Here is a 22,907-nt window from a genome sequence, read left to right as displayed (position 1 = left end):
TCCCCGGATTGCATGGTGACAGTCTGCCCGACCTTGCCCACCGATCAAGCCTGACGTTAGGTCGCCTCCGCCGCCCGCCCCCCTTGGCAAGCCGCGATCCGCGTGCCAAAGACCGCGCGACCAGCCCACCCGACCGAACGACGAGGCAGCCCGATGATCCTCTATCCCGCGATCGACCTGAAGGATGGCCAGTGCGTCCGGCTCCTGCGCGGCGAAATGGAGGCCGCCACCGTGTTCGGCGACGACCCGGCCGCACAGGCGCTGAAATTCCAGACCGCCGGCTGCGAATGGCTGCACCTCGTCGACCTGAACGGCGCCTTTGCCGGCACCCCGGTCAACGCCGCCGCGGTCGAGGCGATCCTTGCCGCCATCACCGTGCCCGCCCAGCTTGGCGGCGGCATCCGTGACATGGCCACCATCGCCCAATGGCTGGAAAAAGGCCTCGCCCGCGTGATCCTCGGCACCGTGGCCGTCGAAAACCCCGCCCTCGTGCGCGAGGCCGCACGCGCCTTTCCCGGTCGCGTCGCCGTCGGCATCGACGCCCGCAAGGGCCGGGTCGCGACCAAGGGGTGGGCGACCGAGACCGACGTCATCGCCACCGACCTCGCGCGGTCCTTCGAAGACGCCGGTGTCGCCGCGATCATCTACACCGACATCGACCGCGACGGCGCGATGCAAGGCCCGAACATCGACGCGACCGAAGCCCTCGCCCGCGCCGTCACCATCCCCGTCATCGCCTCGGGCGGCGTGTCTTCAATGGCCGACCTCCTCGCCCTGCGCGACACCGGCATCATCGCCGGCGCCATCTCCGGCCGCGCCCTCTACGACGGCGCCATCGACCTCGCCCAAGCGCTCAAAGCCCTCAAGGCCTGACCTCGACCGATAGCCGCCCCCTCTTCAGCTTCCCCTTTCTGAAATATCCTCGGGGGTCCGGGGGCAGACAGCCCCCGGCGGCCAGCCGCAAGGAAACCCCGCTCCACACCCGGCTTCGGCTCCACCCGCCCGATCTTCGCCACCGCGAAATACCCGCGCGCGCCGGCCTTCACCGGTCAGTAACCGGCCCGTAACAGACCGCCCAATCGCCCACACCCTCTGTCACCGCCTTCGGACAGGCGCGCGGAATGTCGCAAACCCGGTCCGGCTCGTCGTCGTAAATAAGGCCCGCCTTGTGCAGAAGAACCAGCTTGGTCATCCTGCCAGGAAAGCCGCTGCCCGCCCGACAGCAAGCCCTCGCGTTGCGAACCTGCCAGGGGAAATCCTTTCCGCTTTCCTGACTGCCCCTCGCAACCCGTTGATATCTTTTGACCGATCTCCTGTCCCACCGTGGGACACCCCGCCGCCCCCTGCTTACCCCTTGCCTTTCGTTCCCCCACGCGGCATGTCAGACCCCATGTTGAAAACCCGCATCATCCCCTGCCTCGATGTGGCCAACGGCCGCGTGGTCAAGGGCGTCAATTTCGTCGACCTGATCGACGCCGGCGACCCGGTCGAGGCCGCCCGCGCCTACGATGCCGCCGGCGCGGACGAGCTTTGCTTTCTCGACATCATGGCGACCGAGGACAACCGCGGCACGCTTTACGACCTCGTGACCCGCACCGCCGAGGTCTGCTTCATGCCCCTCACCGTCGGCGGCGGCGTCCGCACCCCCGATGACGTGCGCAAGCTTCTCCTCGCCGGGGCGGACAAGGTCAGCTTCAACTCCGCTGCCGTCGCCCGCCCGGATGTGGTGGCCGAAGCCGCCGACCGCTTCGGCAGCCAGTGCATCGTGGTGGCCATCGACGCCAAGACCGTCGCCCCCGGCAAGTGGGAGATCTTCACCCACGGCGGCCGCCGCGCCACCGGCATCGACGCCGTCGACTTCGCCCGCACGGTGGCGGCCAAGGGCGCGGGCGAGATCCTTCTCACCTCGATGGACCGTGATGGCACGCGCGCGGGGTTCAACATTCCCCTCACCCGCGCCATTGCAGACGCGGTCTCGATACCGGTCATTGCCTCGGGCGGCGTCGGCACGCTGGACCACCTGGTCGAAGGCATCACCGAAGGCCACGCCAGCGCCGTCCTCGCCGCATCGATCTTCCACTTCGGCACCTTCACCATCGGTCAGGCCAAGGCTCACATGGCCGCCGCCGGCATCCCCGTGAGGCTGACATGACCACCCTCGACCGACTGGCCGCCACCATCGCGTCCCGCAAGGGTGCCGATCCCGAAACCTCGTGGACGGCCAAGCTCTTGGCCAAAGGTCCCGAGAAATGCGCCGAGAAGTTTGGTGAAGAGGCCATCGAGGCGATCATCGAGGCCGTGAAGGGTGATCGCGCCCGCCTGACATCCGAGGCGGCAGATGTGCTCTATCACCTCCTTGTCATGCTTGCCGCGCGTGACGTCCCCTTGGCCGACGTGCTGGCCGAGCTTGACCGGCGCGATGGTACCTCGGGGATCGACGAAAAGGCATCCCGCACCTGACGCGGCAAGGGTTTGCGCGACCTCCGGCTCTACCCTGAAAGTTTGCCGCCTGACCAGGCTTACAGACCGAGGCGCGGAATTTCGATCGCCGGGCATCGGTCCATCACGACCTGCAGCCCCGCATTGCGCGCCCGTTCGGCCGCCGCCTCGTCAATCACGCCAAGCTGCATCCAGACGACCTTGGCCCCGGCGGCAATCGCCGCGTCGACCACAGCCCCCGCCTCTTCGCTGCGCCGGAAGATCTCGACCATGTCGACCGGCCCCGCGTTTTCAACCGCCTCGGCCACGCTGGCAAACACCGTCTCGCCCAGCGCCGTCTGCCCGGCCTGACCGGGGTTCACCGGGATCACCCGGTAGCCGCGACCTTTCAGAAAAGCCGCAACCCGGTGGCTTGGCCTGTCCGGCTTTGGCGACCAGCCGACAAGGGCAATGGTCTTAACTTTCGTCAGGATGTTGCGGATGGTCTGGTCTTGCATGGCGGACTCTCACCAGAAAAAGGCGCCCGAGGCGAGGCCAAGGGCGCCAAGTCGCGGAACGAGGGACAGTGAAGTCGAGGTCGGGGGTTCCAGCCCGGGCCTCCACTTCAGAAATAGGAACTGCGCCCCACGGTTAAAGAGGCGTCTCGTATTCGTGATCACCCCCGGGTCGCGGCATACAGCGCCACCGCCGCCGCGTTCGACACGTTCAAGCTGCCGAACTCGCCGGCGAAGGGAATGCGCGCCAGCACATCACAGGTCTCGCGCGTCTTTTCCCGCAGCCCCGGCCCTTCGGCCCCCATGACCAGCCCGATCGCCCTGCCACCCGCGCTTGCGACCGCCTGATCCATCGTGACCTCGGCCTCGCCATCAAGGCCGATCAGCACGTAGCCCATCGCCTTCAGCTCTTCCATCGCCTCGGAAAGGTTGGTGACCTTCAGATACGGCTGGCGCTCCAGCGCGCCGCTTGCGGTCTTGGCCAGCGCCCCGGTTTCCGGCGCCGAATGGTGGCGAGGCGCAATCACCGCCCGCGCACCGAACACCTCGGCCGACCGCAAGACCGCGCCGACGTTGTGCGGATCGGTGACCCGGTCCAGCAGGACCACCAGCGGCAACCCCGCGCCCGAAATGCAGACCTCTTCCAGCTTGCCCCAATCGAGCGGCCGCACTTCCATCGCCGCACCCTGATGCACCGACCCTTCGTCGATCGGCACGTCAAAGCGGCGCGGATCGGCGATCTCCGGCTCCATCCCCGAAGCGGCCACCGCCGCCTCCAGCTTGTCGAGCGCGTTCTTGGTCAGGACCAGCCGCAGCTTTTCACGTTTCGGGTTCATCAGCGCGTCGCGCACCGCATGCAGCCCGAACAGCCACACCGTCTCGCGCGCCTCGGCCCGCCGCCCACGTTCCTTGTCGACCACCCAGGTAGGCTTTTTCGTGCCGGTCTTCATCGGCGTTCCCCTTGAAAATCAGGGCAGGACACTGCGGCAGGACCGCCACCCGATGCAAGCCGAAACTCCGCGATTTCCCGTCCCAATCACCCTTGACGCCCCCCGCCCCCTTGAGTAGACCCACCCCCGGCGGGCGACGAGCTGCAAGGTGCGGCAGGGGACTGTAACTCCCCCGGGGCGACCCACGCCTGGTTCGATTCCAGGGTCGCCCACCAGACACCCCCTTTGTTTGGTGCTGAAGAGCGCGCGCGCATAAAGTGACGCGTTTTCCGTGGCTTACGCGGAACGGCCATGGGGCCGACCTCGCAAACCCTGACCGCAGAGCACTTTCCGGGCCAGAATCTCGCAAATGTCTCTGCGGACGATGACCGCGCGAGGCCTTGAGGAATGACCCTGATGCAGGTTCAGATGTGGAAAGCCGAGAAGCGAGCGCTGATCGGCCCGGCCGAGCGGCAGATCCGGCAAGGACCTCAGACGACTGGAGGTCAGGATGGCTGGCTGCCGGCCTCCAGAATTGCCGCCGCGACGTCGGGCGCAAGCCAGGCCAGCGGCAGGATGCGGCTGACGGCTCCCTTCGCCAGCCCCTCAAGGGTCGTGATCTCCTCGATCGAGGCTGCCCGACCGTCGAAGAGGTCGTCCCGCCAGCAGCGAGCGTCGGCGATCAGGGCAATCAATTCGGGATCGCGATGTGCTTGCCTGTTGGCCGTCCGCACGACGATCGGCTTGGCGCGGCCGTTCTGATGGAGCGTGCCGAAAGTTGCCCATGTTCTTGCATTGAAAGGCTTGCCCGATGTCGCCGGAACAGATCATCGCCGTGTGACGGCGCTTCTTTCAGCCGAACCGGACCCGTCCGCGTTCACCGACCAAAGGCTGGCGGGGCCGACCCACGCTATCCCGTCACAATCGAGGCTTGTCCGGTCAAGGCGGTGCCTGCAAACGAGGTAGAAGGCAGAACCGCGATATGCGGCCGAGTGAACGTGCCCGAAGACCACGGCAAACCCGACGGCAAACCGATTGACCTGGCCTTCGCAGTGCTGAAGGCCCACACACTCAGCCCAGTTCCGGACCCGGTGATCTATCTGCATGGTGGACCGGGCGGCGGAGCGCTGACGGCGCTTGCCGGGGTCGTCCAGCCGCTGTTCGAGGGCTATCGCAGCCGCCGCGACGTTGTGACCTTTGAACAGCGAGCCGCCGGTATTTCTTCAGACATGGTCAGCTGCTTCAATACGCTTGGCGGCAGCATATTCGAACTTTTGGTGCCAAGCCGCTTTACCGAGGAAAAGCAGATGGACGCCTACAACACCTATCTGAACGCGCTGGACGTGCAGGCCGTGATGCTGGCGCTTAGATATCCGTAATACAACATTTACGGCGTGTCCTATGGCACCACGCCTGGCCTTGAGGTGATGCGCTCGGCACCTGAAGGGGTGTCCCTGTCGAAATATCGTTCGTTTGAGGAATGGCAGATGTTGCATCTGCGTAGCCTTGCCCTTGTCATTGCCATCTCCTGCGGTGGTTTCAGCGGGGCCTTGGCACAAGACCGGACCGAGCGCGTTGCCTTTGCCCCCGGTGCCACCGGCACCAGCGTCAGCGGCACGATCCGGGGCGAGCGTGGGGTAAAATACGTCCTTGGCGCTTCGGCGGCTCAGCGCATGTCGGTCGACATGACGACCAGCAACCCAAGAAGCGGCTGACTACCGCCTTTCAATCAGCATCGAGGGCTGCCCGACCTTTGCCGCAACGCCGTGTCGCTGGCAAACGGACTGTCCCTCCGGTCGCTGACTGCCTATCCGCCCCATCAGGCGGCGCGCGGCTATGAAGTATTTGTACAAAGCACAGCCACCACGCGCGCGTTCAACTGCCGCTTCGGCGCGAAGGGCGAATTGCTTGGCATCGACTGAAAATGTCTTACGTTTCGCCTCGCGATAGTCACCGCCCAACCGCCCGCTCAGGCAATGCTCCGGCTTGCGCAGCGGGAGTTCCTCGCAAACACCCTGGGTTGCCCGTTTCCTGCAAGGTGGAGCTCGACGTTTGGCGAGGCCGGCTTATCGGAAGCAAGAAGATAAGCCTGAACACTAAGCTCCACGTCGTGACCACGATCCCTGATGCCCGCGTGTCCTTCCCTGTTCGTGCGTGGGAAGTTCCCGGTTCTTGATTTGACACACCTCAGCCTAAGCATCTGTTATGTCGTGGATATGTGCCTCCCAGGCACTCTTGGAGAGGCCGAAACACACGCAATTCCCTGCTCTTTTCCCTGTTGGCAGGGAATTTGTACCGCATAGCAGGGTACCCGCCAGACTGCGGCCACCACCGGGGTTTACCCTGCGGTGAAACTGCCAGGCCGGTTCTCCCAAACCATCAGTGCTGCAAGCCGAGCGAAACCCTCGTTTCGGTTGCTGCGTACTTGAGCAATCGTAAAGGCGGGGCTGCCATGCCACCCCGCCTTGCCTTCAGCTAGCCTGCTTCACTCCCGGCCGGCAAGGTCGATCAACCCGTCGTAAAGTTCCGTCGCCACCGGGTCTGCATCGAACGCCTCGCCATGCAGGCGGAACGTCGTGGTCACCAGCTTGCCCCGGCCAAGCCGCTTTTCGATCAGGAAGGCGCCGGGCTTGTGCACCCAGCCGACCACGACGCCGGCATGGACGCGGCCCTGAAACTCCCAGGGTCGCAAGCCCAGCATCACCTGCTGCGGCACCACGCCGGTGAACGACAGGTCGAACATCGGTCCACCCGGCAGATGTGCAAAGCAGCCATCCCGCCGCAACCAGCTGAAGTTGCCAACCCAGTCGCCGCGCCAGATCGTGCGGTGGCGGTTGACCAGATGATAGCCGGGAAAGCTGAAGTAGCAGCCCGATTGCATCCCGCCGATGTGATCCTCGATCTGCATCGACATCGGGCCGTCGCGCGGTGCCAGATCGCGCCGCAACCGCCCCGGCGCCTTGTGCACCAGTTGCAAGACGCGCATCCCGGCGTGAATTTCCTCGATCCGCGCGGCGTCCAGATCATGCGTCACAAAGACCTCGGCCTCGGCCATGCTGGTGACGACATGGCCAAGCTCGGTCAGCCGCTCTTCCAGCAGCGGATCATCGGTCGCCACGCGGCGCGGCGCGACTGCCCGCTCGGCAAGGATCGACACCGTCTCGTCGTTTTCCGCCAGCACCGTGCCATTCGGCGCCTCGACCGCGAAGCGCGCCAGTTGCCTGCCCGTCGGCGCGTCGGCTCGGGTAGACCCGACCAACGGCACCGAAGCGGTCGCCATCGGCCCCGCCGCCGCCAGCCGCGCCTCGCCCGAGGCTTGCCCGAACGACCATTTCAACACGCAGCCCTCCGGCAGGCTGGCACCCCCGGTCGCGACCGACACGTCAAAGGCCGCCTCCGCCCCCGCCCGCGCCGCATGTCGCGCAAGGCCGGGAGAGATGACGATGTCCGCATTCGCCTTCGGCATCGCCGCGGCAAAGACCCGCGGATTGCGGTGCATGTCCAGAAGCCCATTGCCTTCCCAATGCACGTCGGTGAATTCGGTAATCACATAGCCCGCGATCGCCGGATAGCGGCGCATCACCTCGATCTCGTGCTTCAGGTTCATCCACTGATGCCACTGCACCTGGTCGATGAAGGCGGTGAAGCTGCCGAACACCTGCCCCAGCCCCAGTTCGCGGAACCGCGCCTCGATCCCTTGCGGCAACGCCACGCCATCGGCCCATGTGGCACCGTAAGCCATCCACCACGGGTCACGCCCGCCGTCGCGGAGAAGGTCGGGCTGCGGCAGGCCCCAGACCCCGAACTCCGACACGATCAGCGGCTCTTTCCCGGTGCGGGTGATGTCGGCGCCCGACCCGAAGGTCCAGTCCGCGCCTGCCGCGAATTCCGTGGTCAGCGCGTCCCACTCCTCGCGTCGGTCCGTCGCCGTGCGGTAGTAATGGAAATCGTTGATGTCAGTCTTGACGTGCCAGTTCGGGAAACAGGCCGAGTTGTCGACGACCAGCCGCAACGGATCTTCCGCGCGCAGCCAATCCACCATGTCCGACAACCACTTTCGCTGTTCGGCCACCTCGCGCAGGCGCGTGCCCCAATCCTCGTTGATCAGCGTCCAGACCACGATCGAGGGGTGGTTGCGGTCGCGGGCAAGGATCCCTTCCATCGTTGCGCGCAACCGTGCCGCCGCATCGGGCGAGAACGTCTCGATGTTCGGAATCTCGGTCCAGATCAGCAGGCCCAGCCGGTCGGCAACCTCGTAATACCGCGGGTCGGGCACCTTGATGTGGCAGCGCAGGCAGTTCAGCCCCATCGCCTTGGCCTTGCGCACCTGATCCTCCAACAGCGCCAGCGACGGCGGCGCGCCGAACCCGTCGGGGTAGTAATCCTGATCAAGCGCCCCGCGCAGGAACAGGGGCTGCCCGTTCAGCCACAAAAGCCCGTCCCTCGCCTCAATCTGACGAAAGCCGAAGGTTTCCTGCCGTTCGTCCACATCCCCGCCCGCCAGCGACAGGATCGCCCGTAGCGAATACAGCGCCGGCGCGTCGGGCGACCACGCCACGACCCCCGGAACCTGCACCTGATGCTGCACCCGCGCGCCGTCCACCGACAGGGTCGCTGCATGCACCGGCACCCCATCCGGCCCGGAAATCTCCAGCCGCAGGCTACCCCGGAACGGAGCAGACAGCCCGATATCCAGCATGAGCCGCCCGTCCGGCCAGAACGGATCAAGCCGCAGGCTGCGAATATGCGTCCGCGCCCGCGCTTCCAGATGCACCGATTGCCAGATGCCTGCCTGCGGACCGTACCAGCTTTGCTTGCCGTGCGGGATTTCCGCGAAATCGGCGCCGTCCGCCGGGCGGTGGCCATCGGGCAGGAACGTTTCGATCTCAAGCTGATGCGTGCCCGTGATCCCGGCCGGCAAGACCACTTCGAACGGCAGGTAGCCGCCCTCGTGCCGCCCGATCACCACCCCGTCCAGACGGATGACCGCCGTGTCGGCGACCGCACCAAAGCAAAGCGCGACCTCCCGATCTGCCCATTCCGCCGACACCGCCATTTCGCGCGCATAGGTGGCGCGGCCAAAGGCCACCTCCAGCTCGGCGAACTGCGCCTGCCAGTGGCCCGGCACCCGGGCCTCGTACCACTCGGTCTGGCTTTCGTGACGGAACGCCCACATTCCGTTCAACGAGACAGTGTCTCTAAGCTGCGTTCGAGAGGCGTGGGCGAATTCTGTGGTGAGGACGTTCATGGGATTCCCTGAAGCTGACGGTGCGCCGAGCGGTCGCGTGCGGTGAGGTGAGGTGAGGTTGACTGGCTGACGGCAGGCCAGACCTCCGGTTTGCCCGAATGGTCCGATGAACACGCGCTGACCGATGGCCCGGCAGAACCGCGACTTGCGCGACACCGGCAAAGTCTCCGTGTTCCACCCCGAATTGCCGCCGACAGCAGTGCCATCGTCCCTTCGGCCAATCGGTGCCGCGCCGGGGGTCATCCCCTCGGTGCCACGTCCTTTGCTGATGTCGCGCAAGGATGCCCTGCCCATGCACGTTTACCTCTGCTCGCCGTCTTTTGGTTATTTTTAGTTATAACAAAACAATAAATAACTAATTCTGATTTCCCGATCAAGATGAGCCTGCTTGTTGGCGGCCCGAAACTGCTATTAATGCGCCAGCGGGGCAGGAGTGTTGCAGACGTGGCACGGAAAATCACGATGACCGAAATCGCGGCCGCGTGCGGCGTGTCGCAGGCCACCGTATCGCTGGTGCTGAACAACGCCCCCGGCACCCGGATTTCCTCTGTCACCCGCGACCTCGTTTTGCGCACGGCCAAGGATCTGGGCTACGTCCCGCCCGCCCGCAACGCCGGGCGCCGCCCGGTCATCGCCATGCTGATCGACGAGGTGACGTCCACCCCGCATGTCGCGGGCCTGATCGCCGGGGTTGCGGCGGCGGCCAACGATGCGGGCTATCTCGTGTCGGTGATGCCCACGGCGCAGGACGGGGCGGCCGAACATGCAGCCCTCAGCTTTCTGGCGCAACTGCCCGTCGCCGGCGTGATCTATGCCCGCCTCGTCACGCAAGAGGTGATCCTGCCGCCGCGCGTCACCGACTACCCCTGCATTCTCCTGAATTGCTACGTCGAAGGCGACCGCGTCCCCGCTGTCATTCCCGGCGATCAGGCGGCGGGTGTCACCGCCGTCCTCTCGCTGCTTGACGCCGGCCACCGCCGCATCGCCTATATCGGCGGCGAAGACAGCATCGAAGCCTCGGTCGAACGCCAGAAAGGCTACCGCCGCGCGCTGGCCACCCGCGATGTGCCGTATGATCCGGCGCTGGTGGTGAAGGGCGGCTATACCATCGCGGGCGGCCATTCCGGCATGAAACGCCTCTTCGCGCTGCCTGATCCGCCCACCGCCGTGTTCTGCTTTTGCGACCGCACCGCGCTTGGCGTCTACACAGCCGCCGCCGAAGCAGGCCTGACCATCGGGCGCGACCTGTCAGTTATCGGCTTTGATAACGAGGCTTTCACCGCCGACATGGCCCCACCCCTGACGACGATGCAACTGCCCCACGCCGATATGGCCCGCCACGCAGTCGAGGAACTGGTCGACTGGATCACCCAGCAAAAGCCCCCGGCCCGCCCGTACCGGCTGAAGTTCGATTGCCAGATGATCAGCCGCGCCTCGACCGGCCCCCTCCTCGTCCGCCAACCCGCCTGAGCGTCTCGTCCCCGGTTCCGCCGCAGACCGTCACGACATGATCAACCCGCCGTCCACATTGATCGTCTGCCCGGTGATATAGGCCGCGTCGGCTGACGCCAGAAACGCCACCAGCGCCGCCACCTCCGCCGTGGTCCCGGCCCGCCCCATCGGTATCCCGCGCACCCATTCTGCCATCAATTCGCCCGGACCATAGTCGCCCAGCATCTGCCCCCAGACCCGGTCGTTGTAATCCCACATGTCGGTGTGGATGATGCCGGGGCAGATCGCGTTCGCCGTGATCCCCTCGCGCGCCAGCTCTTTCGCCAGACTCTGCGTCAGCCCCACCACGCCGAACTTCGACGCGGCGTAATGCGGAGTATAGATGAACCCCTGCCGCGCCTGCCCCGAGGCGGTGTTGATCAGCCGCCCCTTGGTGCCGCTGGCGCGAAACCGCCGGATCGCCTCCTGACAGCACAGGAAGACGCCCTTGGTGTTCACATCAAGGTTCAGATCCCATTCCCGCTCGGTCAGATCCTCGATCTTGGCGATGGTGATGACGCCTGCGTTCTGCACCGAAACCGAAATCGCGCCCAACTGCGCCTCGGCCTCGCCAAAGGCCTCGCGCACCGCCGCGCCGTCCGTCACGTCCAGCCGCAGGCCCAGCACCTTGGCGCCCGTCGCCCCGGCGAGGTCCTTCGCCACATCCGGCGTATCCGCCTCGATCGCGGCGATGGCGACGTTCGCGCCCTCTTCGGCAAAGCGCGTGGCGATGCCCCGTCCGATCCCCCGGTTACCCCCGGTCACGAAAACCGTCTGGCCTGCAAAGCGTTTCATGGTGTCCTCCATTTGACGCGGCCTGCCGACGGTTGCCCCTCAAGGCTCACTCCGTCAGCCGGGCCGCCGTGAATTTGTCCGTGACCAGCACGTCGATGATGCCCAGCCGCAAAGCTCCGGCGATGGCGGCGGTCTTTGACTCGCCCCCCGCCAGCGCCATCACCCGGTCGGCCTTGCGCAACTCCTCCAGCGTGATGCCGATGACCCGGTCATTCAGCGGCGTCTCCACCGGCTTGCCGTCCTTGTCGTAGAACCGAAATGAAATCTCGCCCACCGCGCCGGCGTCATGCAGCATCGCCAGTTCCTCGCGCGAAAACGTGTTGCCCGACCGCGCCAGCAGTTCCGAAGGCTCCACCGCGCCAATGCCGACCACTGCCAGCGTCAGCCGCCCAAAGAAATCCATCGTCCCCCGCACCACCGGATCCGACAGCATGACCAGCTTCGCCTCGCGCGACGATGTGATCCCCTGCACCAGCAACAGCCTCGGCTCGCCCCCGGTCAACTTCGCCAGCCTTGCCGTCAGTTGCGTGGCATGCGCCTGAACCGAGGCTTCGCCCATGCCGCCCAGAATCTGCACGATGTATTTCGCCTTCGCGGCCTTCAGCGGGTGGATGTTGTCCACCATCCGCAAGATCGTCTGGCTCCAGCTTGAGACGCCGATGATCTCGTCCTGCTGCAGCGTCACTTCCAGAAAATGCGCTGCCGCCTCGCCGATCCGCGCCATCACCGCGCCGTCCCGGTCCTCGGAACAGTCGATCACGATGGCTTCGGTCAGCCGGTATTTCTCGCGCAGTGCGGTTTCCAGATCGGCAAAGGTGCCGGGCGGCGGGATGATCGTGGTGCGAACGATGTCCTCCTGCTCGGCCCGCTTCAGCATCCGCGACACCGTCGCCTGCGACATCCGCAGCGTCTCGGCGATCTCGGCCTGCCGCTTCTTTTCCGCATGGTACATCTGTGCCACCCGGGCAATCAGGCGCAGTTCGTTGATGCGGCCCATGCGTCCCCCTGTGAATTTTTATTCACGTATAGCGGTGGGGACGGTGGAGCGGTAGATGGCATCACGCCAGACCGCCAGGCGGGCAGCCCGGTCGCCCTTGCGCGGGGTCAGGGCGGCGCTGTCACGCGGCAGGGCGGCAATTTCGTCTAGGTCGGCCCAGATGCCCAGCCGCAAGCCCGCCAGATAGGCCGCCCCCAAAGCCGAGGCTTCAGGCGCATCGCACTGGATCAGCGGGTGGTTCAAGATGTCCGACACCGACTGCATCAGAAACGTGTTCTTGCTTGGCCCGCCGTCCGCGAACAGCCGCCGCAGCGGCGCGGGCGACTGCGCCTGCATCGCGGCAAACACGTCATGCACCTGAAACGCCATCGAATCCGTCACCGCCCGCGCCATCTGCGCCCGGCTGGTGGTGAAGGTGATCCCGGAAAACAGCGCCCGCGCGTCCGACTTCCAGTAGGGCGCGCCAAGTCCCACGAAGGCCGGCACGAACCCCGGCCCACCCGGTTCTGCCGTCGCCGCCAGATCGGTCAGCGCCTGCACATCCGGCAGGCCCAGCATCTCCACCATCCACGGCAGCGCCGAGGCCGACACAAGGATGTTCCCCTCGAACGCATAGGTCGGCTTGCCGCCCAGCGCCCAGGCGATCGTCGTCGTTATCCCACCCGTCGGCGCGATGAAGGCGGGCAGAGTCGTCATGATCGACGACCCGGTGCCGAACGTCACCTTGCCATCGCCGGGCGCAAACGCGCCATGCCCGAACAGGGCCGCATGGCTGTCGCCAATCGCCGCACAGATCGGGATACCGTCGGGCAGCCCCGCGACCCCGCGCGTTTCGCCGAAATCGGCGGAACTGTCGCGCACGTCCGGCAGACACGCCTTCGGCACACCGAACAGCGCGCACAGCTCCTCGCTCCAGTCCTGCCGGTTCAGGTCGTAAAGCTGGCTCCGCGCCGCGTTCGACGCATCGCAGGCGTGCACCGCGCCGCCGGTGAAACAGTGGACCAGCCACGCGTCGATGGTGCCAAGCCGCACCTCACGCCCAGCCGGCACCCGGTCCAGAAGCCAGCGCATCTTCGGCCCCGGAAACATCGGATCAATCGGCAACCCGGTCAGTTCCATCACCCGCGGCGCATGGCCCGCCGCGGTCAACGCCGTGCAGGCCCCATCTGTCCGCCGACACTGCCAACTGACCACCGGCCCCAAGGGCTCGCCGGTCTTGCCATCCCACACCGTCACCGACTCGCGCTGGTTCGATATCGCGATCCCCGCCACCGTCACCGCAGGCCCCGCCGCAAGGCACGCCGCAATCGCCTCCTGAACCGAGGCCCAGATCCGCCGTGGGTCCTGCTCCACCCACCCCGGCTGCGGATGTTCGATCCCCACCGGCGCCGACCCGCGCGCCAGGATATGCCCCTGCGGCGATACCAGCACCGCCTTCGAATTCGTCGTCCCCTGGTCGATGGCTAGAATGGCAGTGATCATGGCAACTCCGAAACGCGATCAGGGTCAGACGCAGCGACGCACCTCTATCAGCCGCGCCGCTTGCGCGCGATCAGGGCCTTCGCAGCCTCGGCCACCCCGGCAGGCGACATGCCGAATTCGTCCAGCAGGAACTCCGCCGATCCGGTCGGCACGAAAATCCCCGGCACGCCCAAGATCTTCATCGGCACCGGCGCGCGGTCCACCACCACCTCGGCAATCGCCGAGCCGAGCCCGCCATAGACCGAGTGTTCCTCGGCCGTCAAAATCGCGCCGGTCTCCTCCGCCGCAGCCACAATCGCCGCCACGTCCAGCGGGCGGACCGTCGCCATGTTCAACACCCGCGCCTCGATCCCTTCGGCCGCCAGCAGATCGGCCGCCTTCAGCATCCGGTGCGTCAGCGTACCGTTGGCGATCAGCGTCACCGCATCGCCGTCGCGCAACACATTCGCCCGGCCCAACTCGAACCTGTGACCCGCCGGCAAAAGGTCCGGCACGCCCACCCGCGACAGGCGCAGGAACACCGGCCCCTCATGCGCCGCCGCCCATTCCACCGCCGCCGCCGTTTCCACCGAATCGCAAGGTGCGATCACCGCAAGGTTCGGAATCACCCGCGTCCACGCGAAATCCTCGGTCGAATGGTGCGTCGGGCCCAACTCGCCGTAAGCCATCCCCGCGGAAATCCCGACCAGCTTCACGTTGGCGTTGGAATAGGCGATGTCCGCCTTGATCTGCTCCAGTGACCGCCCTGTCAGAAAGCACGACGCGCCGCAAACGAAGGGCAGCAACCCGCCATTCGCCAGCCCCGCGCCGACGCCCACCATGTTTTGCTCAGCGATCCCCACATTCACCAGACGCTCGGGAAACTTCGCTTTGAACCCACCGAGCTTCGAAGAGCCGACGGAATCATTGCACACCGCGACAATCCTCGGGTTTTCCGCCCCCAGCCGTTCAAGCGTGGCGACAAAGGCATCGCGGCAATCGTGCAGCTTGGCGGGGTTCGTTACCGCGTTCATCAGACGGCCTCCGAAAGCTCGGCCAGGGCAATCTTGTATTGCTCGGCATTCGGCACCTTGTGATGCCAGTCGACAGTGTCCTGCATGAAGGAAATGCCATGGCCCTTGTTGGTATGGGCCACGATGCAATGCGGCCGCGCGCCACGCTTTTCCAAGGCTGGCACGATCTCGTCCATGGCGTTGCCGTTGATCTCGGTCACGTCCCAGCCGAACGCCGCCAATTTCGGCGGAAAGGGTGCCAGGTTGTTGGTGTCCTTCAACGCGGCGCCCTGCTGGAACCGGTTGTGGTCAATGATCAGCGTCAGGTTGTCCAACCCGAACTGCGCGGCGGAAGAGATCGCTTCCCAGTTCGACCCCTCCTGCATCTCGCCGTCCCCGGTCATCACATAGGTATGATAGGCGGCGCCGGTCAGCTTTGCCGCCTTCGCCATGCCCACCGCGACCGGCAGCCCGTGGCCCAAGGGCCCGGTGTTCGTCTCCACCCCCGGCACCTTGGTGCAATTCGGATGCCCGTTCAGCCGCGAGTGCGGCTTCAGGAATGTGCTGATCTCGGCCTCGGGCAGGAAACCTCGCTTGGCCAGGGTGACATAAAGCGCAAGCGCGACATGCCCCTTCGACAGCACAAAGCGGTCGCGCTCGGGGTGTTTCGGCTGGTCGGGCCAGATCCGCAGCACCCGGAAATACAAGGCCGTCAAAATGTCGATCGACGACATCTCGCCGCCGATATGGCCGGCACCAGCCTCCACAACCGCTTGCAGGTCGCGCAGTCGGATCTGGCGTGCAATACGCTCTAGGTCATTCGGCTGCATGATTCCCTCTGCCTGCATATTTATACATACACACATATATTTGCGGCCCGCCCCCTCAAGTCAAGCGCAAAATGAGGTGGTTTTGGCGAGAGCAGCGCGCCCAATTTGTGTTGACACCTCCCTTTCTGATGCGCTACGCATTTGCAGACGGTCGTGAATAATTATGCTTACATGGCATTGCGACCCAGAAAACGACGGGAGGACTGACTGGTGAGCGCTGCAAGGGAAAGCGAAGCGGGGCCGGGCTTCGCGCTACTCGGCTCGTTCCGCGGGGCAACCGGCCCCCTGATCGGCCTTGTTCTTCTGTGCGTCTTCCTCACCGTCTCGACCGACACGTTCCTGTCGGTGCGCAACTTCCTCAACATCCTCGATCAGGTCACCGTGCTTGGCATCATGGCCGTCGGCATGACCCTCGTGATTCTGATCGGCGGCATCGACCTTGCGGTCGGTTCGGTCATGGCGCTGACCATGATGGTGCTCGGATACCTCAACGTCGAGGCGGGCGTGCCGATGGGTCTGGCGATCCCCCTCGCCCTTGCCGCAGCCGGGGTGAACGGCCTTGTTGCCGGCGTCCTGATCACCCGCTTCAACGTGCCCGCCTTCATCGCCACCCTTGCGATGATGTCGATCACCCGCGGCCTTGCCAACATGATCACCAATGGACAGCAGATCATCGGCTTCCCCGCATGGTTCAACATGTCGGCGATCATCCGCTTCGGCGGCTTCCTGACCATGACCGTGGCACTGATGCTGGTCGTGTTCCTGATCGCCCTTCTCTACCAACGCTACCGCTATGGCGGCCGCGCACTTTATGCCATCGGCGGCAACCCCGAGGTGGCGCGCCTTGCCGGCATCAACGTCAACCGCGCGACCGTTCTGGTCTATATCGTCTGCAGCGTGCTGGCGGGCCTTTCCGGCATCGTCCTCGCCGCCCGGCTCGACTCGGTCCAGCCGTCCTCGGGCGTCGGGTATGAGCTTGATGCCATCGCGGCGGTCGTGATCGGCGGCACCTCGCTTTCGGGCGGCACCGGCGGCATCGGCGGCACCATCATCGGCGTCCTCATCATCGGCGTCCTGCGCAACGGGCTGAACCTGCTCAGCGTCTCGCCCTTCATGCAGCAGGTCGTGATCGGCGCGGTCATCGTGCTGGCTGTCACCGCCGAAACCTTCCGCAAGCGGAAGTGAACGAACTTCTCCTGATGCGGCAACGTCATCAGGTATCGAAGACGATTGGCGATGGCGCCAGTCGAACAGGGAGGGGGCTCCCCGCAACGCCGGATGCCCCGGAATTCATGTCGGAGGAGAAACACATGAAACTCACGAAAGTCCTGATGGCTGCGACCGCCTCGCTTGCGCTGCTGTCGCTTGGCGCACACGCCGAGGTCAAGAAGATCGGCCTCGCCGTGCCGAACCTGCAGGCCGACTTCTTCAACCAGATCAAGCTCGGTGTCGAAAACTACTCCAAGGAAAAGGGCATCGAGGTCATCGTCGTCGACGCCAAGAACGACACCGCGACCCAGGTCAGCCAGGTGCAGGATCTGCTGACCCAAGGCATCGACGCCTTCATCTACATCCCCGCTGGCGCTGCCGCTGCCGCCGTCCCGACCCGCCTCGCGCGTGAGGCCGGCATCCCCGTGATCAACGTCGACCGCTTCCCCGAAGGCGAGCCGGGCGACACCTTCATCGGCGGCGAGGGCGTGAACTCGTCCTACCAGGTCTGCTCCGAAATCATCAAACGCGCCGGTGGTGCGGGCAAAATGGTCATCATCCACGGCCAGAAGGGCACCACGCCCGAAGTTGACCGCACCGAAGGCTGCATGAAGGCCATCGGCGAAAATACCGGCGTCGAACTTGTCGACCAGCAGTGGACCGAGCGTTGGTCGGCTGACGAAGGCTTCGCCATCGCGCAGAACATGCTGACCGCACACCCCGACGTGACCATGATCTTCGGTCAGGCCGACGGTATCGCGATGGGTGCCGCCAAGGCAGTTGACGTGGCCAACCTCTCGGACAAGGTGATCATCGGCGGCTATGACGGCGACGGCTCGGCTCTGGAATACCTGGCAAAGTGCGAAGGCCCGTTCGTCGTGACCGCCACGCAATCCACCCGCCGCATGGGCGTTCTGGCCGTCGATAGCGCCATCGCCGTCGCCAACGGCGAAAAGGTGGACGAAAAGCAGGTCTCCGAAGCCGTGCTGACCACCTGCGACAACGCGGCCGAATTCGTCGCTAACCACCCGTAAGCCGCCAAAAAGGCAGCAGCCATGACCAGACCCACCCCGATCCTGTCCTTGCGAGACATCCGCAAGACTTATGGTTCGATCGAGGTCCTTCACGGGATCACCCTCGATGTCTACCCGGGCGAGGTCGTGGCCCTGCTTGGCGAAAACGGTGCCGGAAAATCCACCGTCTCGAACGTGATTTCCGGCACCGTCCAACCCACTTCTGGCACAATAACATGGCTCGGGGCGCCCTACGCCCCGGCCACCCCCCGCGCCGCAATGGATGCAGGCGTCGGCATGATCCACCAGGAATTGAAACTCCTGCCGAAGCTTTCCATCGCCGAGAACATCTTTCTCGGCCGCTACCTGATGAAAGGTGGCCGCGTTGACCGCCGCGCGATGGAAGACCGCGCCCAGTCCGGGCTGAAACGCCTTGGCCTCGACATTCCGCCCTCCCGTCTGGTCGAAGGGCTGTCCACCGCCAACCAGCAACTCATCGAAATCGCCAAGGCGCTCACCCTCAACGCGCGCCTTCTGATCCTTGACGAACCGACCGCGGCCCTTGGCGGCGACGAAACCCAGCTTCTTTTCCGCCAGATCGAACGGCTGAAAGCTGACGGCGTCGGCATCATCTACATCTCGCACCGCCTTGAAGAAATCCGCCAGATCGCCGACCGTATCATCGTCATGCGTGACGGCGCCAAGGTGCAGGAATTCGACCGTGGCGATGTTCCCGTCCGCACCATCGTCGAAGCGATGGTGGGCCGCTCGCTCGACCGCATGTTCCCGCCCGTCCCGCAGCCCGCCGACGAGGTGATGCTCGAGGTCAAGAACCTGACATCGCCCGACAACACCTTCCGCGACATCAGTTTTGCCGTGAAGAAGGGCGAGGTGTTCGGCATCGCCGGCCTGATGGGCGCGGGCCGCACCGAATTTGTCCGCGCCCTTACCGGTGCCGATCCAATCCAGTCTGGCCGCGTCCTTCTGAACGGGCGCGACATCACCCCCCGCTCCCCGATCGACGCCATCCGCAACGGCATGGTTCTGGTGCCCGAAGACCGCAAGCTGCAGGGCGTGGTCCTTGCCCATTCCATCGCCGAAAACATCGGTTACGCCAACCTTGACGAGGTCGCCCGTTCCGGCTGGATCACCTCGCGCAACCTCGCCAGCTTCGCCAACGGCTTCATTGCCAAATTCGGCGTCAAGGGCCGCGCTGGCCAGAACGCGGGCGAACTGTCGGGGGGCAACCAGCAAAAGGTCGTGCTGGCGAAATGGCTCGCGCGCAAGCCGCAGGTCGTGGTGCTTGATGAACCGACCCGCGGCATCGACGTCGGCGCGCGTTCCTCGATCTACGAACTTATCATGGACCTCGCCCGCGAAGGGGTCACCGTCATCGTGGTATCGTCCGACCTCGAGGAAGTCCTCGGTGTGTCGAACCGCATCATGGTGATGGCAAAGGGAAAACAGGCCGGAATCCTGGACCGCAAGGACGCGAATGACGTCTCGGTCATGGAACTGGCAACCATCTGAACAAGGGAAAGACAATGGCCGCCATCACGCTCAACGCACCAAAACTTTTCGATCTGACCGGCCGCGTCGCCTTTGTCACCGGGGCTGGCAGCGGCATCGGCCAGCGCATCGCGATGGGCCTTGCGCAATGCGGCGCGGACGTCGCCCTTCTTGATCGCCGCACCGATGACGGCCTTGCCCAGACCGCCGATTTCATCGCCCGCGCCGGTCGCCGCTCGCTGCAGATCGCCGCCGACGTCACCCAATCCGCCGCCCTCACCGACGCCGTCGCCCGGACCGAGGCCGATCTTGGCCCCCTGTCCCTCGCCGTCAACGCCGCCGGCATCGCCAACGCCAACCCCGCCGAGGCGATGGAGGAAGCCCAGTTCCAGACCATGATGGACATCAACCTGAAAGGCGTCTTCCTGTCCTGTCAGGCTGAAGCGCGCGCAATGCTGGCGCATGGCCGAGGCTCCATCGTCAACATCGCGTCGATGTCGGGCGTGATCGTCAACCGCGGCCTCAGCCAGTGCCACTACAACGCCTCCAAGGCCGGCGTCATTCACATGTCAAAGTCGATGGCGATGGAATGGGTCGGGCGCGGCCTTCGCGTCAACACCATCAGCCCCGGCTACACCGCCACGCCGATGAACACGCGCCCCGAAATGGTCCACCAGACCAAATCGTTCGAAGAACAGACCCCGATGCAGCGCATGGCCCATGTCGACGAAATGGTCGGCCCCGCCGTGTTCCTGCTGTCCGATGCCGCAAGCTACGTCACCGGCGTCGATCTTCTGGTCGATGGCGGGTTCTGCTGCTGGTAAGCCCCGCTTGCTCAATCCGGCAGCGTCACCACGATAGCCGCACGGTCGGTCGCAACCACGGTATGCTCATACTGCACCACCGGGGCCACGGGCGCACTGAACAACGTCCAGCCATCGCGCCCCTGTCGCGCCATCTGCCCGCCCAGCGACAGGAACGGCTCCACCGTCAGAACCAGCCCCCGATGCACCGTCCGCCGGTCGCGGTTCGGCCATGTCGGCACCTCGCCCGGCTCCTCGTGCAGCGCCCGACCAACTCCGTGGCTCGCAAGGTTGCGGATCAGCGTATAGCCGCGCTTTTTCGCAAACCGCCCGACGGCATTGCCGATCCCCGCCAAGGGCTTACCATGCCCAACCTCGGCAATCCCCGCCGCCATCGCGCGCTCTCCGTCGCGGCAAAGCCGCTCCAGCGCGGGCCGCACCGCGCCCAGACGGAACGTCGCCCCGGTATCGGCAAAGTACCCGTCCTTTTCCGCCGACACGTCGATGTTCACCAGATCGCCCGCCGCCAGCACCCGCGCGCCCGGAATTCCATGCGCGATCTCCTCGTTGACGCTGATGCAGGTCGCGCCGGGAAATCCGTACGTCACTTCCGGTGCCGACCGCGCCCCCGCCGCCTCCAGCATCGCCCGCCCGATGCTGTCCAGCTCGCGCGTGGTCATGCCCGGCTCCATCGCCCGCGCCATCCCGTGCATCGTGTTGGCCACGATCCTGCCGATCGCCTGCATCCCGGCCAGTTCGTCGTCATTCGTTATCGTCATCCGGTCCTCCGTCGCCAAACACTCTTGTCCCCCCGCCAGCCCTGATCGGCAAGCTCCACCACTTGCGCCCCTTCCCGCAGGATGCGACACCATCGCCCAAACCTTCCCGGAACCTGACCCATGTCCACTGACGCCTCCACCCATTTCACCCACGCCATCACCCGCCGCCCCGCGCCTTCGATCACCGCCGGCCTCCGCGCCGTCGATATTGGTACCCCCGACCTTGCGCTGATGCAGGCCCACCACGCCGCCTACATCACAGCCCTCCGCGCCACCGGCGCCACGGTGATCGAGCTTGACGCGCTCGACGCCTATCCCGACAGCGTCTTCGTCGAAGACACCGCCCTCTGCCTGCCGCAAGGTGCCGTCATCATGCGCCCGGGCGCACCATCACGCTTGGGCGAGGCCGCTGAGATGGCGCCCCACCTCGCCGCACTTTACGCCGACATCCGCCGCATCGAAGGCGCGACGAGCTTCATCGAAGGCGGCGATATCCTCGTGACCGGCACGGAAATCCTCGTCGGCCGCTCCGCCCGCACCAACGCCGACGGCATCGCCGAACTCACCCGCCTCGTCGCCAGTTGGGGCAAACCGGTGCGCGAGGTTCACACACCCCCCGGTGTCCTCCACTTCAAGACCGACTGCTCGCTCCTTGACGCGAAAACCGTCCTATCAACCCCGCGACTCGCGGACTCAGGCTGTTTCGATGACTACTTCGTCGTCCACACCGCCCCCGGCGAAGAGGCCGCCGCCAACGCCATCCGCTTCAACCACGTCGTGATCATGGCCGCAGGCTTCCCCGGCACCCGCGCCGCCGTCGAACGCGCCGGCTACCGCGTGGTGGAAATCGGCAACTCCGAATGCGCGAAACTTGATGGCGGCATGTCCTGCCTTTCCCTGCGCTTCACCCCGGCAAAATGACCGGCTTCAACATCCTCGCCGTCGCCCAATCCGGCCGGCTGGAACATGAGGCGATCCTTCTCGCGGCATCCCTTCGCCACTCCGACCCCGGCTTCACCGGCACGCTTTACATCGCCGAACCGCAGCAGGGGCCGAAATGGCCGCAAGACCCCCGCATCGCGCCCAAGACCCGCGCCCTTCTCGAATCCCTCGGCGCCACGATCCTGCCCTTCGACAGCGTCGCCTTCGGCGCCTCCTACCCCCACGGCAACAAGATCGAGGCGCTGGCCGCCCTGCCCGACGACCCCTTCCTGTTCCTCGACACCGACACCCTGATCACCGGCCCCCTATCCGCGATCCCGTTCGATTTCGCCCACCCCTCCGCCTCGATGAAACGCGAAGGCACCTGGCCGAAGATCGAGCTTTACGGCCCCACCTACGCGCAAACCTGGAAATCGCTTTACGACCGCTTCGGCGTCGATTACGCGGCCTCGCTCGACCTCACCCAGCCGTCCGAATACTGGCAGCGCCACCTCTATTTCAACGCCGGCTGGTTCTTCCACCAAAGCCCGCGCGCCTTCGGCAACCGCTACCTCGCCTATGCCAAATCCATCCGCGACAACCCGCCCGAGGAACTCGTCTGTCAGGAACTTTACCCCTGGCTCGACCAGATCGCCCTGCCGTTGGTCATCCAGTCCTTTGGCGGCAGCCGCCCCGGCCCCGACCTTGCGCCCCTCGACGGCACCGCCACCTGCCACTACCGCTCGCTTTCGCTCCTTTACGCCCGCGAAAGCGACCGCGCCGTCGCCGTCTTGGAGGAGGTCGCCCGCGACAAGGCGCTCCGCCCCACCCTGCGCGACTGGGAGGCGATGAAGACCCTCGTTTACCAAAACAAGGGCCGCAAGGCCCGGGCGCTGTTTGACCGGGACAACCTGCCCCCCCGCGAACAGGTCATCCGCAACACCCTTAAACGCGAAAACCTCTGGCTGCGCTGACG

The 22,907-nt window shown here is 65.4% G+C and carries 23 protein-coding genes and 1 tRNA gene; 13 read left to right on the top strand and 11 right to left on the bottom strand.

Translation table 11 applies throughout. The features are described 5' to 3' along the window. Nucleotides 1-153: 153 nt before the first annotated feature. Nucleotides 154-873 (top strand): 1-(5-phosphoribosyl)-5-[(5-phosphoribosylamino)methylideneamino]imidazole-4-carboxamide isomerase, encoded by a 720-nt coding sequence (gene hisA / locus ACROUL_RS07095; protein ID WP_431298817.1) that lies wholly within the window; start codon nucleotides 154-156, stop codon nucleotides 871-873. 169 nt (nucleotides 874-1,042) lie between these two features. Here the strand turns inward: hisA and ACROUL_RS07090 are convergent, their stop codons facing one another. Next, nucleotides 1,043-1,192, bottom strand: a complete 150-nt coding sequence (locus tag ACROUL_RS07090; protein WP_431298816.1) for a hypothetical protein — start codon at nucleotides 1,190-1,192, stop codon at nucleotides 1,043-1,045. Between the two features lie 198 nt (nucleotides 1,193-1,390). Between ACROUL_RS07090 and hisF the strand changes: the two genes are divergently transcribed. Next, nucleotides 1,391-2,152 (top strand): imidazole glycerol phosphate synthase subunit HisF, encoded by a 762-nt coding sequence (gene hisF / locus ACROUL_RS07085; protein ID WP_431298815.1) that lies wholly within the window; start codon nucleotides 1,391-1,393, stop codon nucleotides 2,150-2,152. Beyond that, the gene (locus ACROUL_RS07080) at nucleotides 2,149-2,460 is read left to right on the top strand and encodes a phosphoribosyl-ATP diphosphatase (RefSeq protein ID WP_431298814.1); all 312 of its coding nucleotides are present in this window, start codon (nucleotides 2,149-2,151) and stop codon (nucleotides 2,458-2,460) included. The genes hisF and ACROUL_RS07080 overlap by 4 nt, the downstream gene beginning before the upstream one ends. 59 nt (nucleotides 2,461-2,519) lie before the next feature. Here the strand turns inward: ACROUL_RS07080 and ACROUL_RS07075 are convergent, their stop codons facing one another. Continuing rightward, the gene (locus tag ACROUL_RS07075; RefSeq protein ID WP_431298813.1) at nucleotides 2,520-2,936 is read right to left on the bottom strand and encodes a CoA-binding protein; all 417 of its coding nucleotides are present in this window, start codon (nucleotides 2,934-2,936) and stop codon (nucleotides 2,520-2,522) included. 158 nt (nucleotides 2,937-3,094) lie between these two features. Then, nucleotides 3,095-3,883: a 23S rRNA (guanosine(2251)-2'-O)-methyltransferase RlmB gene (rlmB, locus tag ACROUL_RS07070; protein ID WP_431298812.1), complete on the bottom strand. Its 789-nt coding sequence runs from the start codon at nucleotides 3,881-3,883 to the stop codon at nucleotides 3,095-3,097. A 131-nt stretch (nucleotides 3,884-4,014) separates the two neighbouring features. On the opposite strand from rlmB, the gene ACROUL_RS07065 reads away from it, so the two are divergent. After that, a tRNA-Tyr gene (locus ACROUL_RS07065) sits at nucleotides 4,015-4,098 on the top strand. 270 nt (nucleotides 4,099-4,368) lie between these two features. Here ACROUL_RS07065 and ACROUL_RS07060 read toward each other — a convergent pair. Next, on the bottom strand, nucleotides 4,369-4,596 hold the full coding sequence (locus ACROUL_RS07060; protein WP_431298811.1) for a hypothetical protein: 228 nt from the start codon (nucleotides 4,594-4,596) through the stop codon (nucleotides 4,369-4,371). A 258-nt stretch (nucleotides 4,597-4,854) separates the two neighbouring features. On the opposite strand from ACROUL_RS07060, the gene ACROUL_RS07055 reads away from it, so the two are divergent. Together ACROUL_RS07055 and ACROUL_RS07050 are read left to right on the top strand one after the other, a co-directional pair. After that, nucleotides 4,855-5,241 carry a hypothetical protein gene (locus ACROUL_RS07055; RefSeq protein ID WP_431298810.1) on the top strand — a complete coding sequence of 129 codons (387 nt, stop codon included), beginning with the start codon at nucleotides 4,855-4,857 and terminating at the stop codon, nucleotides 5,239-5,241. A gap of 108 nt (nucleotides 5,242-5,349) precedes the next feature. Further along, the gene (locus ACROUL_RS07050) at nucleotides 5,350-5,577 is read left to right on the top strand and encodes a hypothetical protein (protein WP_431298809.1); all 228 of its coding nucleotides are present in this window, start codon (nucleotides 5,350-5,352) and stop codon (nucleotides 5,575-5,577) included. Nucleotides 5,578-6,347: 770 nt separating this feature from the next. Here the strand turns inward: ACROUL_RS07050 and ACROUL_RS07045 are convergent. Then, a complete protein-coding gene (locus tag ACROUL_RS07045) occupies nucleotides 6,348-9,110 on the bottom strand; it encodes a glycoside hydrolase family 2 protein (RefSeq protein ID WP_431298808.1) in 2,763 nt (920 codons plus the stop codon). Between the two features lie 462 nt (nucleotides 9,111-9,572). Here ACROUL_RS07045 and ACROUL_RS07040 point away from each other — a divergent pair, with 462 nt between their 5' ends. Beyond that, nucleotides 9,573-10,580, top strand: a complete 1,008-nt coding sequence (locus tag ACROUL_RS07040; RefSeq protein WP_431298807.1) for a LacI family DNA-binding transcriptional regulator — start codon at nucleotides 9,573-9,575, stop codon at nucleotides 10,578-10,580. Between the two features lie 30 nt (nucleotides 10,581-10,610). On the opposite strand, the gene ACROUL_RS07035 is transcribed toward ACROUL_RS07040, so the two are convergent. From ACROUL_RS07035 to ACROUL_RS07015, 5 genes are read right to left on the bottom strand one after another with little or no spacing between them, the layout of a single operon-like run. Continuing rightward, nucleotides 10,611-11,396: an SDR family oxidoreductase gene (locus ACROUL_RS07035; protein WP_431298806.1), complete on the bottom strand. Its 786-nt coding sequence runs from the start codon at nucleotides 11,394-11,396 to the stop codon at nucleotides 10,611-10,613. 46 nt (nucleotides 11,397-11,442) lie between these two features. Then, complete coding sequence (locus ACROUL_RS07030) at nucleotides 11,443-12,393, bottom strand: sugar-binding transcriptional regulator (RefSeq protein WP_431298805.1); 951 nt, start codon at nucleotides 12,391-12,393, stop codon at nucleotides 11,443-11,445. A gap of 18 nt (nucleotides 12,394-12,411) precedes the next feature. Further along, a complete protein-coding gene (locus tag ACROUL_RS07025; RefSeq protein WP_431298804.1) occupies nucleotides 12,412-13,875 on the bottom strand; it encodes an FGGY family carbohydrate kinase in 1,464 nt (487 codons plus the stop codon). 47 nt (nucleotides 13,876-13,922) lie between these two features. Then, nucleotides 13,923-14,888, bottom strand: coding sequence for a transketolase family protein (locus tag ACROUL_RS07020; RefSeq protein ID WP_431298803.1), 966 nt, complete (start codon nucleotides 14,886-14,888; stop codon nucleotides 13,923-13,925). Beyond that, nucleotides 14,888-15,697: a transketolase gene (locus ACROUL_RS07015; protein WP_431298802.1), complete on the bottom strand. Its 810-nt coding sequence runs from the start codon at nucleotides 15,695-15,697 to the stop codon at nucleotides 14,888-14,890. The genes ACROUL_RS07020 and ACROUL_RS07015 overlap by 1 nt, the downstream gene beginning before the upstream one ends. A gap of 210 nt (nucleotides 15,698-15,907) precedes the next feature. Between ACROUL_RS07015 and ACROUL_RS07010 the strand changes: the two genes are divergently transcribed. From ACROUL_RS07010 to ACROUL_RS06995, 4 genes are all read left to right on the top strand, one after another. Continuing rightward, nucleotides 15,908-16,882 carry an ABC transporter permease gene (locus ACROUL_RS07010; protein ID WP_431298801.1) on the top strand — a complete coding sequence of 325 codons (975 nt, stop codon included), beginning with the start codon at nucleotides 15,908-15,910 and terminating at the stop codon, nucleotides 16,880-16,882. A gap of 125 nt (nucleotides 16,883-17,007) precedes the next feature. After that, the gene (locus tag ACROUL_RS07005; RefSeq protein WP_431298800.1) at nucleotides 17,008-17,940 is read left to right on the top strand and encodes a substrate-binding domain-containing protein; all 933 of its coding nucleotides are present in this window, start codon (nucleotides 17,008-17,010) and stop codon (nucleotides 17,938-17,940) included. A 21-nt stretch (nucleotides 17,941-17,961) separates the two neighbouring features. Further along, entirely contained in the window at nucleotides 17,962-19,449 is a 1,488-nt protein-coding gene (locus tag ACROUL_RS07000) for a sugar ABC transporter ATP-binding protein (RefSeq protein ID WP_431298799.1), read from the top strand. A 14-nt stretch (nucleotides 19,450-19,463) separates the two neighbouring features. After that, a complete protein-coding gene (locus ACROUL_RS06995; protein WP_431298798.1) occupies nucleotides 19,464-20,252 on the top strand; it encodes an SDR family oxidoreductase in 789 nt (262 codons plus the stop codon). A gap of 11 nt (nucleotides 20,253-20,263) precedes the next feature. Here the strand turns inward: ACROUL_RS06995 and map are convergent, their stop codons facing one another. Further along, complete coding sequence (map, locus tag ACROUL_RS06990) at nucleotides 20,264-21,010, bottom strand: type I methionyl aminopeptidase (protein WP_431298797.1); 747 nt, start codon at nucleotides 21,008-21,010, stop codon at nucleotides 20,264-20,266. A 120-nt stretch (nucleotides 21,011-21,130) separates the two neighbouring features. On the opposite strand from map, the gene ACROUL_RS06985 reads away from it, so the two are divergent. Then, nucleotides 21,131-21,931, top strand: a complete 801-nt coding sequence (locus tag ACROUL_RS06985; RefSeq protein WP_431298796.1) for a dimethylarginine dimethylaminohydrolase family protein — start codon at nucleotides 21,131-21,133, stop codon at nucleotides 21,929-21,931. Then, entirely contained in the window at nucleotides 21,928-22,905 is a 978-nt protein-coding gene (locus ACROUL_RS06980) for a hypothetical protein (RefSeq protein ID WP_431298795.1), read from the top strand. Before ACROUL_RS06985 ends, ACROUL_RS06980 begins: the two co-directional genes overlap by 4 nt. Nucleotides 22,906-22,907 lie beyond the last annotated feature (2 nt).

This window comes from Tabrizicola sp. BL-A-41-H6 (assembly GCF_050632395.1).
Lineage (GTDB): Bacteria > Pseudomonadota > Alphaproteobacteria > Rhodobacterales > Rhodobacteraceae > JAUYQR01.
This window is presented reverse-complemented; position numbering and strand designations above follow the sequence as displayed.

Coding starts and splice junctions, on each gene's coding strand:
- ACROUL_RS06985 (WP_431298796.1), top strand. CDS start 21,131: ATGTCCACTGACGCCTCCACCCATTTCACCCACGCCATCACCCGCCGC.
- map (WP_431298797.1), bottom strand. CDS start 21,010: ATGACGATAACGAATGACGACGAACTGGCCGGGATGCAGGCGATCGGC.
- rlmB (WP_431298812.1), bottom strand. CDS start 3,883: ATGAAGACCGGCACGAAAAAGCCTACCTGGGTGGTCGACAAGGAACGT.
- ACROUL_RS07015 (WP_431298802.1), bottom strand. CDS start 15,697: ATGCAGCCGAATGACCTAGAGCGTATTGCACGCCAGATCCGACTGCGC.
- hisA (WP_431298817.1), top strand. CDS start 154: ATGATCCTCTATCCCGCGATCGACCTGAAGGATGGCCAGTGCGTCCGG.
- ACROUL_RS07035 (WP_431298806.1), bottom strand. CDS start 11,396: ATGAAACGCTTTGCAGGCCAGACGGTTTTCGTGACCGGGGGTAACCGG.
- ACROUL_RS07040 (WP_431298807.1), top strand. CDS start 9,573: ATGACCGAAATCGCGGCCGCGTGCGGCGTGTCGCAGGCCACCGTATCG.
- ACROUL_RS07045 (WP_431298808.1), bottom strand. CDS start 9,110: ATGAACGTCCTCACCACAGAATTCGCCCACGCCTCTCGAACGCAGCTT.
- ACROUL_RS07020 (WP_431298803.1), bottom strand. CDS start 14,888: ATGAACGCGGTAACGAACCCCGCCAAGCTGCACGATTGCCGCGATGCC.
- ACROUL_RS07090 (WP_431298816.1), bottom strand. CDS start 1,192: ATGACCAAGCTGGTTCTTCTGCACAAGGCGGGCCTTATTTACGACGAC.
- hisF (WP_431298815.1), top strand. CDS start 1,391: ATGTTGAAAACCCGCATCATCCCCTGCCTCGATGTGGCCAACGGCCGC.
- ACROUL_RS07025 (WP_431298804.1), bottom strand. CDS start 13,875: ATGATCACTGCCATTCTAGCCATCGACCAGGGGACGACGAATTCGAAG.
- ACROUL_RS07005 (WP_431298800.1), top strand. CDS start 17,008: ATGAAACTCACGAAAGTCCTGATGGCTGCGACCGCCTCGCTTGCGCTG.
- ACROUL_RS07080 (WP_431298814.1), top strand. CDS start 2,149: ATGACCACCCTCGACCGACTGGCCGCCACCATCGCGTCCCGCAAGGGT.
- ACROUL_RS07075 (WP_431298813.1), bottom strand. CDS start 2,936: ATGCAAGACCAGACCATCCGCAACATCCTGACGAAAGTTAAGACCATT.
- ACROUL_RS07030 (WP_431298805.1), bottom strand. CDS start 12,393: ATGGGCCGCATCAACGAACTGCGCCTGATTGCCCGGGTGGCACAGATG.
- ACROUL_RS07050 (WP_431298809.1), top strand. CDS start 5,350: ATGTTGCATCTGCGTAGCCTTGCCCTTGTCATTGCCATCTCCTGCGGT.
- ACROUL_RS06980 (WP_431298795.1), top strand. CDS start 21,928: ATGACCGGCTTCAACATCCTCGCCGTCGCCCAATCCGGCCGGCTGGAA.
- ACROUL_RS07000 (WP_431298799.1), top strand. CDS start 17,962: ATGACCAGACCCACCCCGATCCTGTCCTTGCGAGACATCCGCAAGACT.
- ACROUL_RS06995 (WP_431298798.1), top strand. CDS start 19,464: ATGGCCGCCATCACGCTCAACGCACCAAAACTTTTCGATCTGACCGGC.